Genomic DNA, 15,619 nt, shown 5'->3' on the forward strand with positions numbered 1-15,619 from the left:
GTGGAGGAATGGATTATGCAAAATTTTCAAGTAAACTCAATTGGTAAAATTAACGTAAACAAGGAAGGAGCGTTTATTGAACTTGAACCGAAGTATATTGCAGCTTTACAAGCCTTGGATGGATTTAGCCATATTAATGTTATATGGTGGTTTAGTGACTTTGATAATGAAGAAACGAGAAATATCCTTGAAGCATCCCAGCCTTATAAAAAAGCTCCAGCTGTGATAGGTATCTTCGCCACAAGATCCCCTGTTCGTCCCAATCCTATCGCCTTAACTGCAGTGGAAGTTATTCATATAGACTATGAAAAAGGCATTATTCAAATTGCCTATATTGATGCTAATGACGGTACGCCAATACTTGACATAAAGCCATATACACCCAGCCTTGACAGAGTTGAAACTCCTGGCGTGCCAGAATGGTGCAGTCATTGGCCCAAATGTTTAGAGCAATCTGGGGAATTCAATTGGGAGGATGAATTTAACTTTTAATATTTTTAGCTCTAGGAAGAACCTAGGGCTTTATTTTTTGCCTATTTTTACAAATATTGCAGGAAGAAAAGGGTTTGTGTTGAATTAAGTAACTAGAGTTAAAGTTATGGAAATGGCATGTGGTTTTTAATTAACTAATAAGTATATATAATGTTTATAATGGGAAGTTAAAAATAATATGATCTTTTATATAAAATAGACTTAAAAAATAGTAATAAATTTGTTTAATTTATATACTGTAAATTTTAAAATATGAGGTGATTTTCAGAGTGAAAAATAAGTATAATTTATGTTTTTTATGGATTTCAACTCCAGGATTTTTAAATAATATTGAATATAATTTTTTGTCAGATAGAAAGTTTCATGTTATAGAAATTGGATATAATGAATGGGAAGTAAAGGTGGAAGTACTGCAAGATAATTATATAGAAATTCCACGTGATTTTTTTGGAAATAAGATTTCTAACGTTACAGGTATTGTGGGGAAGAATGGAAGTGGGAAAACATCATTTATAAATTTCTTTGCAAATAATATATGTAATTTAACATTTAATTATGAAGGTCATATATCAGTGTGGATGGATGAGAATGGGCATTATAAGATAACACATAATTTAAAAAAGCTTAAATTTATGAAAGAAAATTACTTGTCTGATTGTTTTGATTCGAATTTTCCGGAAGTTATAGTGCTTTCTAATGTTTTTGATGGTAGGTATAGCCGAGAATATGGCAAAAAAAATAATAAAGATTACAAAAAATTATTAAGTGTTACTGATTATTCTTTAAATAGTTTTATTAACAGCAAATATAAATCATCTAAACAGAATTATACGGTAGCAGTAGATTTTATTGAAAAAAGTCTTATTGAAGATTGTATATCTTTTATGCGTGGTTCTGAAAATAAGTTTAAAAGAATGATGGAAATGAATATAGACTGCTTACCTAATGTTTTAACATTGACTATACAAAACAATTTGTATTTATCAGAAACAATGAAATCTGAATCTCATGAGATAGATGAATTTTTAAAACGGCTTAAAGAGACTTATGGAATAAATACAAATAGATTTAAAAAATTATGTGTTGATGAGTGCGGTTATATAGAGACTGGAAGGCAATGTTATGAATCTGTAATAAATAAGCTTGGGTTATACCTTTGGGCATTTACTCAAAAAATTTTAGAATGCAATGAAATAGATTCAAGAGAAAATATAGTTGGATTTCTAAACACTCTTGAACACAATGAGGATGTAGAAAAAAATGCTCTTAGCATACTGCTTGAAATTTATAAAAATAATAACAGTTGGGGTAAGTTGGAGCCAGTAAAAACATTCATAGAATTTATTAATAAAAATTTTGATTATGATAATAGTTATCATATCATTTCTACAGATAAACTTGCATGTAAATTTGATACATATAAAATAGATGATATTGCACTTAAATTTTATGAACTAGCTAATAAAGTTTTAGAGTTACTAAATACATGTATACAAATAGATGATTTTTTTGAATTAAAGCTAGAATACGCATATGATAAAAATAAAAAAATAGGATTTAGTACTGGGGAAATGATGAAATTTAGAACTTATATTGAATTGTATAAAGCATTTAGCAATATGGAGAGTGAATCAGCTATAATCATTATTGATGAGTGGGATGCATATTTACACCCTGCTATACAGCAAACTGGTATCAGAGACATTGTCAGATTTATAAACGAAGTATTTAAGAAAGAATCAGTTCATCTAATAATAACAAGTAACGCTCCGTTTATGATATCAGATTTACCACTAAACAATATTATTTTTCTTGATGATGGAAAACAAGTGGATAAAATAACCAATACATTTGCTCAAAATATTCATACGCTTCTAAAAGATAATTTCTTTATGCAACAAACAATTGGAGAATTTGCAAATCAAAATATAAAAGGTTCTTTGAAGATTATGGATAAGTACAAACAATTAATTGATAAAAAGATTAATAAAATGGAATTTAAAGAGGATTATATGCAATATATGAATTGCACTAAAGAAGTTGATATTGATAAAATGAAAAAAAAGATAAAATATATTATTGAAATCATTGGAGAGCCTCTAATTAAAAGAAAATTAGAAGAAAAATATAGGACAACCTTTTTTAAAGATATAAGGTGTTATGAAAAAGAGATTAAAAAGTTACAGTTAGAGCAGGAAAAGTTGAAAGATATTATTAAAAATAATGGGCTAGATAATGTAGATGGAATAATGGCTCTACTTGAGGATAAAATTAAGGAACTGCAAAACAAGGTTGAAAAGAGAATCTTTAAAAATGAAGGTGATATTATTGATAAAAATTAACGTTAATAATATTGAAAATTGGGACACTATTATAAAATATCATAATGTATTTTTTAAACAAGATATAAAAAAGCAAGTAGAAAATCAGTTGAGAAATGGAATATTAAATGATAAAAATTCAATGAAAAGTAAGATTTTCAAAACGTTATTTCTAGATGATAGTGATATAGTAGATGAAAATAAATTAATTAAGATAGCTACAGGAAAAAAATTTTATTTAGATAAGATTAAAGAAGATTACAAAAAAATAATATTTAATGGAGAAGAGAGTGAATATAAATACAAACTTATAAAAACATTTATAAATTCAAGATGTACAACAGTAAAAACAATTAAATTAAGTTTATATAAATCAAGTTTACCTAAATCTGAAGAACAAAAAAAATTTTATGATAAAGTTTTAGAAAATATTAAAGAAGCTGAAATAGAAACTAAAGAAGGTAAGGAAAGACATATATTTGCTATAGAAGGAACCAAGTTTTTTAAAGAAATAGTGGAAATTGAAAAGGTATTAAAGAAAATATTTAATTATGATAGTTGTTTTAGTGATAATGGTGTTAAATTGAACGTAGAATATGGGATACAGTGGAATAGACATACATTATTATCAATGATAGGTATTTCAGTATGTCCTTATTGTAACAGACAATACATTAACAATTATATTAATATTAAAAAAAAGAATAAGACTACAGCTGATTTAGACCATTTCTATCCAAAATCAGAATACCCATTTTTAGCGTTATCTTTATATAATTTTATACCAAGTTGTCAGATATGTAATTCAAGATTTAAGTTAGCTAGTGATAAGTCACTAATATATCCTTATGAAGAAGAGTTTGGCGAGTTTGCTACGTTTAAGACTAATTTTTATACATATGATGATGTGAAAAATAAAAATGTTAAGGATAAGGAAGATACATATGATGTCAAGTATCTAATGGGCATGTCAGATAATTTTAAAATAGAATTAAGTATTGATATGGAGAGAGTAAGAAACTACTTTTTATTAAAAAATGAAGAAAAACAAATGGATACAGATATTAATAAGATAACTTTAGAATTTATAGATAAGATAAGAAATTCAAAGGACATTTTTCATTTAGAAGAGCTATATAAATGTCATAAAGATTATGTGAGAGAACTTATTAAAAAAGCTATCATTTATAATGAAAGTAGAATAGATGAACTTTGTACTCAATATCCAGATATTTTCAGTAGTAGAGAAGAAGTGTTACAAATGATAGTTTCTAATTATATATGTGATGAAGATTTAGGAAAAAGACCATTAGCAAAGTTGACAAAGGATATACGCGAAGAATTAGGATTACAATAATAAAATGATTTTAATGTAACTGAATAACTCCCCATTAGGCTAAGTGTGTCCTGAAAGAACGACTGTGCAAAGAAAAAAATAGCGTTGCAGTCGGATGTGCTTTGTAAGAGATGGATGTGGGCCCTCCAGAATCGGCATACAGGTGCAGGTTTTAAACTACCATATTGGGTGCTGTAACCAAAAGTTGTGGTGATGAGCGCGTATGGAAAAGGCTGCGATAGCAGTCAAGTGTGCATCGTGAAGCTGAACGAAAGTGAACAGCCCGTGAAGCGTCGTTAATGGGTTTATTGCAGTCAAAACCAGATGATTTAGCCACAACTAGGACAAAATCCGGTGGGTGCCTGTTTATTGACCGGATGATTGTCGGCGTAAAGGCTGCAGGAGCACGATATAGGCTCTTATAAGGAACAGGAACTGAATCTTGATGACAAGTGAAAAATCCAAGCGCTGACACGACAAGGATGAAAGTAGCGATGCAAGGTTTAGTTGCGAAAGAATTCATAATAGTAATGAAACTGCTGTAATGGTAGTGGAGCGAAGGGATTCTGTTACCTGTACTTCGGAAAATAAACAACCAGAAATGGGAGGATTTAATGAAAGAAGGAAAGCGGTTTATGGGACTCCGCCCGTCGGTTGGATAACAAGAGCCGAATGAAAGGAGACTTTCGTGTTCGGTTCTATGAGAGGCTCAGAGTGAAATTCTCTGGGTTTACTCGACTAATGAGTAGTTGATATTGCTGTTATATTCAACAAAAATTAGATATTCAACTCTCAATTTTTGTTATATTAAGTAAGAATGAAAAAATAATTAATAGGGGGATGCCAATGAGAATAAAGCTACAATGGATAGAAAAAGCATTAACTAAGTATACGGAAGAATTAAATATTTCAGATAACCATCCTGAGAGACTTATTCTTTTATATAGGAAATTCAATATGGAAGGTAATAATTATTATAGTATACATAATGTTATAAAAGAATTGTCACAACAAATAGCTAAGATCCTTAGTAATGACGATATCAAGTTAATAAAAGATGAATTGGAGAACTTAATGGTACACCTTCTATACATCTATTATAAAGATAATATTGATACTAAAGATGCGTTACAAGCAATTCAATCTTTTTTAGCACCATTAAGACAAGCAGAACAAATAGAAGTAACTAACAAATCTGCTTTAACGAATAAGGAATTAGTAAGTCTGCTTAAGCTTGGTGCATGGTACCATAAGTTAACAAAAACAAGTAATGATAATTTTTATGAAAATTTCAAATTTATGAGGCCAGAGATGATAAGATATGCAAAAAATCTGGTAGAAGTGAAAAATTTGGTATCAGTTGCAGAAATAGAATACGGAAAAGTTGTGAACGAAGATGAGATTATTAATATTCTTTTTAATAGGGTAGAGGATCGGATTGTAAGATACGGTACAAAAGCTTTCATGGAAGAAGTAATCAAAAGGTATATAAATCATTATGATATTAGTGAGGGACTCATTAAAACCAATAGTGATGGACAAAAGTTTTTTTATTATATGGCTTTAAAGAAGGCAACGGATTCTAATATGAAAGAAGAAATAAAAAACAAGAGGGGGGCATTATCAATAAGAGTGATTGATAGAATAGCAGAAGCACTTTTGAATTTGTTCCCCTATAGAATAGATAATAAATTTAAGTTTATGTTTATGAATGGAGACCCAATTAAATATTTTCAAGAATTGATATTTCATGATGCATTATTTAAGGAATTACAGTATCCGGCTGAAAGTACACTATTGCTGTTAGAAAAGCTTCTAAAAAACCATGAAGAAAAGTTAATTGATTTAATGAATATGAATTTGACGCAGTTTTTGGTTATATCTAGAATTATTATTAAATATTGTAAAAAAGAAATGGAGTTAGGATCAAGCAAAGCTAATGGTACCATCACGCCTTTCAAGCTCATTAAACTTATTCCAAAAAAGTATATGAATATTGATATTAATGTAATTAATAGATATTTTGAAATAATGGCATCTACAGCACCATTAAATACAAAATTTAATCATCCAATGAATATGGAAAGCATTAATTCAGATTCAGCTTGGTTAATTCCGGTTACCAGAGATAATCCACTGGAATGCTATCTACCAATACCACCTATATCCAGTTTTGGGCTTTACGACCGTATAATGAGCTTATTGAACTTTCCTAATGTCGGAAATGAATTTGAAGATTGTATTCAGGAATGGTTTGAGCAAGCGCTTAGAACAAAAGTCTATAGAGGTAAATATATTTATAATGGTAAGATTTACGATTCAGATGGAATCATGCTTATAGATAATTTAATTATATTGACAGAGTGTAAAACCAAACCAATGCAAAGGGTCTCACGTTCTGGTGATATAGGGCAGGTAATCATAGATATAGGAAAGGCTTTTTTATATAGTACTATACAGGCCTATCGGTGTGAATCTGCCTTTAGATTTGGTAAGATAGAATTATACCATTCAGATTCAAGTAATAAGGATATTAATATGAGAAAAGTAGCCCCTTCTTATATATTGCAATTACCAGATAACCCTCAATTTATAAGAATATCTTGTACTACATTCAATTTTGGAACCCTTATTGAGAAAGCAATAGTACAAAATCTACTGTTAGGCTTAATGTACTATAACTATGGATCAGAAGATATATCTGTAAACTCTTCATTAAAAAAGATTGGACAATATCAAAGAGAACTTCATGAGATATGGAATAGTTTAAAACCATACTATGTTGTTAATACTCATGATAATTTATTTGAAAAAATAACTCATTTTACCACTCTAATGCCATTTGGCCTCATATATTTGCTAACAAATAGTGCTACATCAAGGGAGGATGCAGTGAGTAGATTAAAAACATATTTCAGTATTCAAATAAACAATTACAATATTTATGAATCAACTAAACATTTAATTAGAATTAATGAAGAAAAAAAAGTAATGAATCATTATTAAGTTACTGCTTTTTCTTAGTTTATTTTAGATATTAGTAACATTTATTTAGGGTAATTATTATCAACATGACAATTTGGCTAATAATTGGTAGTTCAATGCCTTGAAGGTCCCATTTTAATAAAATTTAGCAAGTGACACAATAGTAATAAGATACGGTGCGACAAGAAGTCGCTAGTTAGTAGTGTTTTATTAGAAGCTACAGCAGTTACTAGGTGTATCCCCGCTTGAAACTTCACTTCGAGTAATTGGTTTGCAGGTTGCATGAGAGTTAAGTACCTAATGTTATTGCTTTACGCAGGAGTAATACTGGGTTAGGAAAAAAATGGAAAGTATAAACTTAGGTTGAACTTTTGTAATCTTTGTTAAAGAAAATAAGCGTACTGTGGTGTAATAATACAGTTATAATGGAAAGGTTATTAAATAAATATATATTGTAAACTAAAACGTATTATTTGAAATTTTGGTATTTATGCTAAAAAAGAAGCATCTACTTTGATCCTGGGTGGATGCTGGAACTATCTTAGCCTGGAATTAATATTCATAATTTAACAGTATTTACACCTATTTAAGAAATGAAAAACAACATTTATCACTATAACCAGCTAATAAACATACTATATATAATCTAAAGGTTATAAGTTTTCAGTATGAAAATTTAAGTGTTGATAAATAATAGGAGTGGGGGTTTACTGAAATGCCTATATCAGGTGATTACGAGTACTCAGTGATCGGTAGTAATGCTACAATTACGAAATATAATGGCCCAGGTGGCAGTGTTACAATTCCTGCAACAATTAATGATGGCGTTAATACGTATGCTGTAACCATAATTGGTACTGATGCGTTTGCTAACTACTCTAGCTTAACAAGCTTAACTATTCCAAACAGTGTAACCAGCATTGAAAAAGGCACGTTTTCTTTCTGTATCAACTTAGCAAGCGTAACTATAACTGAACCAAGTCAATTGACTAGTATTGGTAACTATTCGTTTACTGGTTGCTATATCCTACCAAGTTTCACTATCCCTAATAGAGTGACCAGTATTGGATATGGTGCGTTTTTGTATTGCTACGGACTAACAAGTGTCACTATACCTAACAGTGTAAACATTATTAACAATTCTGCATTTCAGTACTGTTACAACCTAGTTGCAACCTATTTCTTTGGGAATGCACCGACTATGGGCAATAATGTATTCAGATATGTAGCTTATGGTTTCACAGTTTATTACCTTTATGGAACAACAGGATTTTCTACTCCTACTTGGCAACCACCTAATACACTTGATAATTATAATGCAGAACCTTTTTATATTGTAACCTATGATGGCAACGGAAACACAAGCGGTACAGTACCAATTGACAGCAACACATATTCACAAACGCTTGGATTAACTGTAACAGTATTGGACAATACTGGATCTCTTGCAAAAATAGGTTATACATTTGTAGGGTGGAATACACAAGCTGACGGAACTGGAACAGACTATGCGGCAGGAGCAAACTTTACAATGGGAACAGCAAATGTGACATTATATGCGAAGTGGCAAGAGCAACTGGGACAATGGATAATATACAGTAGACTATCAGCGACATCCTTGATCTATAATGATGGAGATATTTCTAATAATGAAAAAATGATAATAAAAGGTGGTTATCCTAATTTAACTACAATTCTTTCAACTGCTAAAGCAGGTGATACTTTTACCGTTAGCTACCTTACTTTAAATACTTCTTTCTTAATCAATCAATATATTAAATTTGATTTTGCGAGTAATATAACTACTATAAATGTTGGTGGGACTGTAAGCTTTCAAGTGTTTAAGATTTATAATTATAACAAGCTATCAGTACCTGTTGGGCCTGTATGGACTTTCTCAACTGCAATGTCAGTATCTACAACATTCTCCTTTTCTGTTTATGATTTAGTTTCGTTTAATGATGGAAATTTCATATATACAGTAGTAGCAACTATACAGTAGTTTCTACTACTGGTACTCTTAGTATTAAAAAATACAGGTAAAAGTTATGATTTATGGATACTGTATTGTAAACATAAATCATAACTTTTACCTATATTTTTCTTATTAATTTAATGTGAATTTGACGGAAATTTATATTATAAGCCCTGTAAAATCAATATTTATGTTATTCTGTGTTATTTTCAACGTTGGTATGGATAGTTTAATAATAACCTGTAATATAGATAACTTTCCATATCGAAAAAATTGCGAGATGGTTTGTGTTAAACTTAAAAACATTGTAGATTGTATATATGAGTGGATTTCAAAATAGTAATTGCTTCGGAGTATTCGTAAATTATGACATAACTCCTAATTATTTATATAATTGGGAGTGCTATTATCATTCTCATAAGGCTAATAACTAGAAGTTAAGAATATTAGAGAAAATTAATTAAGTGCCTAATAAATTTAGCATGTGATATGCCGCGATATATAACATAGGCTTCCTTAAGGATAGTCATATACAAGCTTTGAGGGTAGTTGAGGTTTGCAGAATAAATATATCTATAAAACCATAGCGAAACACATATTTTTTAGATTTAAACTATTATGTATATAAATTAGGAGATAATATATGATTAAATGGCTTATAGAAAATCCAAAGAATATGGAGTTAGATTATATTCGAGACATATTAAAAGAAATTGAAGTAAAGCTTGCTTATTCGGATATATACGAAAATTCGCAACTAGAAGTTTCCTATAACTTTGATTATTTTGAAAGACGAGCTGAGAGAAAAATTAACATTTAAAATAGCAAAAAGTATTTAATTAACTTGCCATTATTAATATAATATCTGCTATCATAATCATATAGCAGATATTAAAAAAGTCAATTAAACATCATAGTTAATGGGTTAGAGTTCACTGCAGATTGTAATTGATGTTCATCAATATGAGTATAGATTTCGGTTGTAGCAACACTTTCATGACCAAGGATCTGCTGCAAAGAACGAATATCTAATCTACCATACTTATACATAAGTGTTGCTGTTGTATGGAGAAGTTTGTGAGTTGATATAGATTTTGGGTCAAGACCAGAAGAAATAACATATTTTTTTTTACAATGTTTTGGATAGCTCTAGCAGTAATGCGATTATTGTTTCTAGATATAAACAAAGCATTATCAGAAATTTTAATTGAATTTCTAATATGCAGCCAATTATTAATAGCTTTTTTAGCAGCAGGTGTTAGAAAGATTTTACGTTCTTTATTACCTTTACCGACTACAGATAAAATATCATTATTTACTTGATCTATGTTTAGACTAGCCAACTCAGATAATCTCAATGCACAATTAAGAAAAATAGTTATTATACAATGATCTCTAGGAGAGTTTCTATATTCAAGCAATAAGCGAACGGATTCTTCTAAGGATAATAATGTGAATTTAATGAATGATGTATCAAACAGCTCACGGACTTCAAAAGTTAAATAGTAATTTGTATGGGGGTATATAATGAAATATTTTGGAGAAGGATTAAGTGAGAAGCACAAAGAATTAAGTAAAATTATTCGCAATAAAGATAAAATATCACAAGCGAAACTTTTGTTTTTAGATATTCATGCAAATCTACATCTGTCAGAAACAGAAGGAACTATTCAAAATGAAGTTGATAATCTTATAAGAGATTTAAAAGAAAATGAATATGCAATTATGCCTAAAACTAAAGATGAGACAATAGCATGGGTTATATGGCATATTGCAAGAATTGAAGATTTAACAATGAACATGCTAGTTGCAGAGAAGAATCAGTTATTTAATGAAGAATGGAAATCAAGAATGAATATTTCAATTACAGATACAGGAAATACACTAACTGATGATGAAATCATGTACTTTAGTCATAGTATAAATATCAAAGAAATGTTATGTTACTGGAATGCGGTTGGAGAGAGCACAAAAGAAATTATTAATAATCTGCAAGCTGAGGATATGAAACGAAAAGTTTTAACAATTGACTTAGAAAGAATACTTGATAGTGGTGGTGTAACTAAGCAAAAAGATTCAATTTGGCTTCTGGATTTTTGGGGTAAAAAAGATGTTGCAGGGATTTTACTCATGCCGCCAACAAGACATGTTATAATGCACCTAAATGACTGTTGTAAATGGAAAGAACATATTAGGGCAGATAAGAAGATATATAGATGCTAAATTCCAATTTAAAGGGAAATATTATAAATACTAATTTTTGGAGATGATTTGATGGAAAAAGTATATGAAACTGAAAGACTTATATTAAATGTATTAAACAAGTCCTATGTGGAATTGGTTATAGATTATTATTTAAGAAATAAGTCTTTTTTAGAAGATTGGGAAGCAGTGAAGAGTGAAGAATTTTATACAAAGCAATACCAACAAGAACAATTAGACAATGAGTTATCAAATATTGAAAATAAAAGGTCTTTCAGGTTATGGGTTTTCAAAAAGGAAGACAGTAGTAGAATAATAGGTTCTGTTGGCTTTAATAACATTGTATGGGGAGCATTTCTATCTTGTCATCTTGGTTACAAATTAGACAAAGATGAAATCAATAAAGGTTATATAACCGAGGCAATTCAAAAGGGAATTGAAGTTATGTTTAATGAATTTGGATTACATAGAATTGAAGCTAATATTATGCCTAAAAATAAACGCTCATTAAGAGTAGTTGAAAAGTTAGGATTTTATAACGAAGGGTTAGCATATAAATATTTAAAAATAAATGATAAATGGGAAGACCATATACACATGGTTTTATTAAACGATAATGTATAACAAAGATTCTTCGAATTAGTAAATAATCACTTACCAAGGATAATTTATATGTTGTGTATATAAAATAGTAATTTGTTTGCTTGAATAAAATGGAGGTATTATCAGGGGAAATGAAAATTTACAATCAGAAAGATTAATTCTAAAACCATTATCTTTTACCGAACTATCATATATTAATAACAATGAGCTTGGTAATATTGAAATTATCAATGAGAAAAAGCAGGTATTAAAGCAATTGGCTGAGACACTATAAACTCAACCAATTGCTTTAATACCTGCAAATCTATGATGTACAACATTTTTGATTATTTTTGAGATTGCCTGAATAATTAAATAGTGGAGAACTTAAATTGAATTCAAAAGATTCTCTATCAACTATCCCGACTACCTTAGTACTATCATATAATTGGAGTAAAAAATCAGCCATTTGTTTACTAGTATGATAATTAGCAAAGGATTTGTCATAGTCATATTTTTCCACATTATTAGCTGTATTTCCAAAGTTTGTTTTAGTAGCTGCAGGTGCCAATACTTTTGCTTGCAGTTTTGCGTTACATTCTTTTAACTCTCTTGCTAAGCCTTCAGTAAATGTACTTACGAAAAATTTACTTGCGCAGTAGGTAATGGCATTTGGTACAATAATGTATCCGCCATTAGATGAAATATTTATAAGCTGTGTGCCATCAACATCTTTATAATCACGTACAAATAGTGATGATAATACTACTAAAGCTTCTACATTTAATCGAAGCATTGTTCCAATTTTTTCTAAATTTTGATTAGCTACACTAGAATAATTACCAAAGCCTGCATTGTTAACTAATGTTTCAATATAATATGATTTTAAATCTTCATAGAATTGATATACATTTGATATTATAGACAAATCAACGGCTTTAACTATTACATCTAACGATGGGTTCTCATGTGAAATTTCTTCTTTTAATTTTTTTAAGTTTTCTTTACTACGTGCAGCAATAACTAAATTTTTACCACGTTTTGCAAATGCCTTTGCAGTTTCATATCCTATTCCTGAACTTGCTCCTGTAATAACCGTATATTTCTCTTTTCCATTCATTTGAATCACTCCTATTTTTATGGTATATTGGAATTATATAATATGGAGTTAACTCCAGGTCAAGTACTAATTTTAATATTTAAAAGGAGAATTTAAATATGAGTTATTCAATAGGGGAATTTGCAAAGACTACTAATTTAAGCATAGATACCTTACGTTACTACGAAAAAGAAGGTCTAATTGTTCCAAAACGTAAAGAAAATGGGAGACGCATTTATTGTGAAGAAGATATAACATGGATAGCATTTATAAAAAGATTAAAAGAGACTAAAATGCCTATCAAGGAAATTCAGAAATATGCCAAGCTAAGGTCTATTGGTGACTCTACTATGATTGAAAGAATGGAGATGCTTGTAAAACATAGAACTGATTTAGAAAAAGAAATTAACAAAGCAAATGAAAATCTCCAGAAATTAAACGATAAAATTGATTTTTATAAATCAGAAATAGATAAAAAAAGTGAATTTAAATTTGCTTGTATTTAGAGAGAATTTAATTGTAAGTAATGTAGTGATACAAATTAAACTAATAAACAAGTTAAAGTATAAAGAGTTTACTTAATGGGGGTAACAAAATGATAATAGAAACTGAACGATTGGAGCTTATTTTGTTAACGGCTAACCAATTAAAACTATGGACTGAAGATATTTCTGCACTTGAAAAAGAATTAAAATGTACCTATAAGGCTGAGCCAATGGAAGATATATTTCTTGAAATAGTAAAAGGTCAGTACGAAATAATTCAAAAAGATCCAAACAATTGTTTATGGCACAGCTTTTTTTTCTTAATTCGCAAGGAGGATAGGGTGGTAGTAGGTTCAGCGGATTTTGAGAATTTTTCTTCTCAAAATATTTTAAAGCGTTGTGGATTCAAAAAGTATAAACAAGGAGAAACCCTTTGGTGGATAGTTTAATTGAGGTACTAGTTCACGAGCGAGTATCATAAATAGTAATTTGTAGGGAAGATTATTTATATTAGATTGGTGGTGGTATAAATGAAGAACATTCCTAACGTAATTACAATCACAAGAATTTTAGGAACAGTGGTTCTGTTGTTTATAATACCATTTTCGGAACTATTCTTTATCATATATATTTTGTGTGGCATTAGTGACGTTTTGGATGGAATGATAGCACGAAAGATGAATTTAGTAAGTAAAAAAGGACAGATTCTTGACAGTATTGCAGACTTTTTAATGGTTATACTTTTGTTACTCGTATTTGTACTCAACTTAAATTTACCTTTATGGGGCGTATATTGGTTAGTTAGTATTGCCGTTATTCGCTTGACATCTTTGGGCGTTGGGTTTATGCGTTATAGACAGCTCGCATCTTTACACACTTATGCTAATAAGTTAACAGGGGCAGCTTTGTTTTGTTTTCCATTTCTGTATGTTGGTTTAGGACTATACACAACAACTATTTTGCTTTGTTTCATTGCAAGCATTTCGGCGATAGAAGAATTAATTATTAATGCTGTTTCTAAAAAACTGTGGAGAGATATCAAATCCATATTCTCATTATGAGTATACACAAAGTTTATAAACTTCAATTTGTAGTGCAGATAATTTAAAATTTGTACATTATCCGCATATTGAATGTAGGTAATGGGAATAATTATCAACTTATCGTTATCCATATAATTGGACGTGCTGAAGTTATTCTAATTAGGCTAATAATGAGTAGTTGTAATAAATTCTAATATATAAGACACAAAACACTTTATGAGGTTATATATATAAATAAATGGGGCAAATCAATGCGAAGAATAGCATTAATTTCTTGTACAAGTTCAAAAAAAGATTATGTTTGTCAGGTTAAAGAACTTTATTCTGAAAGTGATACATTTTGTTTAGAATATGAACTGGAATATTATATTGTGCTCAAAATAATAGAGATTATGTTTTTTATACAATGAATCAGAAAAACTACCCAAAAGGCAGAGAAACTTTTATTTTTATAAGTTAAATATGAATATGCTAATAATAAACCCATTATAAATCCATAAAAAACATATATATAACTATAGCTGTGTGAAATTCCAAATAATATTGCTGAAATTATTATAATTAAAATATTTTTTTCTCTTAAAATACTAATAGAACTTAAAAACTCAATAATTGCATATTGAAAAATGGCCGTTTCTAATATAGGTGATAATATTGAACCAAGTATAATTTTAGCTGTTAGAGTTGGCGTGTTTATGCTGAAAGGGCCGCCTATTGGGCCTACATATTTTTGATACAAATAAAATAATGGAATAAATGGAGTAATAATTAAATGCATTAATACTACCATAGTAATAATAAACTTTATAGTTGATAGTTCTTGTAAATAATTATTAATACCTTTAAAAACTCTCATAAAATTATATTTCTCCATATCTATAAAAACTCTGGCTATGTGAAAATTATACCATATTTCCTGTATAATTTAATTATTTATAAAAACAACATATCAATTTGGAACGAAATCTATCCCTGTGAGTTTTTTACAGAAGACATTGAAAATAATCTTCTTTATCTATTAGTGAAGGATCAGGATGATATAGTTAGCCATTGCATTATGTGAATCAAATGCTGGAGAAAGTTATGTTAAGTGGGAAAA

Annotated in this window: 15 protein-coding genes; 11 read left to right on the top strand and 4 right to left on the bottom strand. The window is 29.3% G+C overall.

Annotated elements, in window-relative coordinates:
- Positions 1-15 precede the first annotated feature (15 nt).
- From I6U48_RS22245 to I6U48_RS22270, 6 genes are all read left to right on the top strand, one after another.
- Complete coding sequence (locus tag I6U48_RS22245) at positions 16-492, top strand: SAM-dependent methyltransferase (protein WP_218322681.1); 477 nt, start codon at positions 16-18, stop codon at positions 490-492.
- A 269-nt stretch (positions 493-761) separates the two neighbouring features.
- Positions 762-2,834 carry a hypothetical protein gene (locus tag I6U48_RS22250; RefSeq protein WP_218322682.1) on the top strand — a complete coding sequence of 691 codons (2,073 nt, stop codon included), beginning with the start codon at positions 762-764 and terminating at the stop codon, positions 2,832-2,834.
- On the top strand, positions 2,821-4,170 hold the full coding sequence (locus tag I6U48_RS22255; protein ID WP_218322683.1) for a hypothetical protein: 1,350 nt from the start codon (positions 2,821-2,823) through the stop codon (positions 4,168-4,170). Before I6U48_RS22250 ends, I6U48_RS22255 begins: the two co-directional genes overlap by 14 nt.
- Positions 4,171-4,995: 825 nt before the next feature.
- Positions 4,996-7,155, top strand: coding sequence for a hypothetical protein (locus I6U48_RS22260; RefSeq protein WP_218322684.1), 2,160 nt, complete (start codon positions 4,996-4,998; stop codon positions 7,153-7,155).
- Between the two features lie 694 nt (positions 7,156-7,849).
- Positions 7,850-9,136 (top strand): leucine-rich repeat protein, encoded by a 1,287-nt coding sequence (locus I6U48_RS22265; protein ID WP_218322685.1) that lies wholly within the window; start codon positions 7,850-7,852, stop codon positions 9,134-9,136.
- A 616-nt stretch (positions 9,137-9,752) separates the two neighbouring features.
- Positions 9,753-9,929 carry a hypothetical protein gene (locus I6U48_RS22270; protein WP_218322686.1) on the top strand — a complete coding sequence of 59 codons (177 nt, stop codon included), beginning with the start codon at positions 9,753-9,755 and terminating at the stop codon, positions 9,927-9,929.
- 80 nt (positions 9,930-10,009) lie between these two features.
- Here I6U48_RS22270 and I6U48_RS29835 read toward each other — a convergent pair whose 3' ends face one another.
- Positions 10,010-10,225 carry a tyrosine-type recombinase/integrase gene (locus I6U48_RS29835; protein WP_312891115.1) on the bottom strand — a complete coding sequence of 72 codons (216 nt, stop codon included), beginning with the start codon at positions 10,223-10,225 and terminating at the stop codon, positions 10,010-10,012.
- Positions 10,138-10,698: a tyrosine-type recombinase/integrase gene (locus I6U48_RS22275; RefSeq protein WP_312891114.1), complete on the bottom strand. Its 561-nt coding sequence runs from the start codon at positions 10,696-10,698 to the stop codon at positions 10,138-10,140. The genes I6U48_RS29835 and I6U48_RS22275 overlap by 88 nt, the downstream gene beginning before the upstream one ends.
- Here I6U48_RS22275 and I6U48_RS22280 point away from each other — a divergent pair.
- Both I6U48_RS22280 and I6U48_RS22285 read left to right on the top strand, forming a co-directional pair.
- Positions 10,637-11,332: a DinB family protein gene (locus tag I6U48_RS22280; protein ID WP_218322687.1), complete on the top strand. Its 696-nt coding sequence runs from the start codon at positions 10,637-10,639 to the stop codon at positions 11,330-11,332. The genes I6U48_RS22275 and I6U48_RS22280 overlap by 62 nt on opposite strands.
- A gap of 51 nt (positions 11,333-11,383) precedes the next feature.
- Positions 11,384-11,935 (top strand): GNAT family N-acetyltransferase, encoded by a 552-nt coding sequence (locus I6U48_RS22285; RefSeq protein WP_218322688.1) that lies wholly within the window; start codon positions 11,384-11,386, stop codon positions 11,933-11,935.
- A 283-nt stretch (positions 11,936-12,218) separates the two neighbouring features.
- Here the strand turns inward: I6U48_RS22285 and I6U48_RS22290 are convergent, their stop codons facing one another.
- A complete protein-coding gene (locus I6U48_RS22290; RefSeq protein ID WP_218322689.1) occupies positions 12,219-13,013 on the bottom strand; it encodes an SDR family NAD(P)-dependent oxidoreductase in 795 nt (264 codons plus the stop codon).
- A gap of 98 nt (positions 13,014-13,111) precedes the next feature.
- Between I6U48_RS22290 and I6U48_RS22295 the strand changes: the two genes are divergently transcribed.
- The 3 genes from I6U48_RS22295 to I6U48_RS22305 all read left to right on the top strand — a co-directional run bounded on the left by I6U48_RS22295 (position 13,112) and on the right by I6U48_RS22305 (position 14,538).
- Positions 13,112-13,498, top strand: coding sequence for a MerR family transcriptional regulator (locus I6U48_RS22295; RefSeq protein ID WP_218322690.1), 387 nt, complete (start codon positions 13,112-13,114; stop codon positions 13,496-13,498).
- A gap of 89 nt (positions 13,499-13,587) precedes the next feature.
- Positions 13,588-13,926, top strand: coding sequence for a hypothetical protein (locus tag I6U48_RS22300; protein ID WP_218322691.1), 339 nt, complete (start codon positions 13,588-13,590; stop codon positions 13,924-13,926).
- 81 nt (positions 13,927-14,007) lie between these two features.
- Positions 14,008-14,538 (top strand): CDP-alcohol phosphatidyltransferase family protein, encoded by a 531-nt coding sequence (locus I6U48_RS22305; RefSeq protein WP_218322692.1) that lies wholly within the window; start codon positions 14,008-14,010, stop codon positions 14,536-14,538.
- A gap of 346 nt (positions 14,539-14,884) precedes the next feature.
- Here the strand turns inward: I6U48_RS22305 and I6U48_RS22310 are convergent, their stop codons facing one another.
- Positions 14,885-15,376, bottom strand: a complete 492-nt coding sequence (locus tag I6U48_RS22310) for a CPBP family glutamic-type intramembrane protease (protein ID WP_218322693.1) — start codon at positions 15,374-15,376, stop codon at positions 14,885-14,887.
- Positions 15,377-15,619 lie beyond the last annotated feature (243 nt).

This window comes from Clostridium thailandense, assembly GCF_019207025.1.
GTDB lineage: Bacteria > Bacillota > Clostridia > Clostridiales > Clostridiaceae > Clostridium_AM > Clostridium_AM thailandense.

What these genes read in the sequence shown, in the direction of transcription:
- I6U48_RS22245 (WP_218322681.1), top strand. Translation starts at nt 16, where the DNA reads ATGCAAAATTTTCAAGTAAACTCAATTGGTAAAATTAACGTAAACAAG.
- I6U48_RS22260 (WP_218322684.1), top strand. Translation starts at nt 4,996, where the DNA reads ATGAGAATAAAGCTACAATGGATAGAAAAAGCATTAACTAAGTATACG.
- I6U48_RS22265 (WP_218322685.1), top strand. Translation starts at nt 7,850, where the DNA reads ATGCCTATATCAGGTGATTACGAGTACTCAGTGATCGGTAGTAATGCT.
- I6U48_RS22270 (WP_218322686.1), top strand. Translation starts at nt 9,753, where the DNA reads ATGATTAAATGGCTTATAGAAAATCCAAAGAATATGGAGTTAGATTAT.
- I6U48_RS22280 (WP_218322687.1), top strand. Translation starts at nt 10,637, where the DNA reads ATGAAATATTTTGGAGAAGGATTAAGTGAGAAGCACAAAGAATTAAGT.
- I6U48_RS22285 (WP_218322688.1), top strand. Translation starts at nt 11,384, where the DNA reads ATGGAAAAAGTATATGAAACTGAAAGACTTATATTAAATGTATTAAAC.
- I6U48_RS22290 (WP_218322689.1), bottom strand. Translation starts at nt 13,013, where the DNA reads ATGAATGGAAAAGAGAAATATACGGTTATTACAGGAGCAAGTTCAGGA.
- I6U48_RS22295 (WP_218322690.1), top strand. Translation starts at nt 13,112, where the DNA reads ATGAGTTATTCAATAGGGGAATTTGCAAAGACTACTAATTTAAGCATA.
- I6U48_RS22300 (WP_218322691.1), top strand. Translation starts at nt 13,588, where the DNA reads ATGATAATAGAAACTGAACGATTGGAGCTTATTTTGTTAACGGCTAAC.
- I6U48_RS22305 (WP_218322692.1), top strand. Translation starts at nt 14,008, where the DNA reads ATGAAGAACATTCCTAACGTAATTACAATCACAAGAATTTTAGGAACA.
- I6U48_RS22310 (WP_218322693.1), bottom strand. Translation starts at nt 15,376, where the DNA reads ATGAGAGTTTTTAAAGGTATTAATAATTATTTACAAGAACTATCAACT.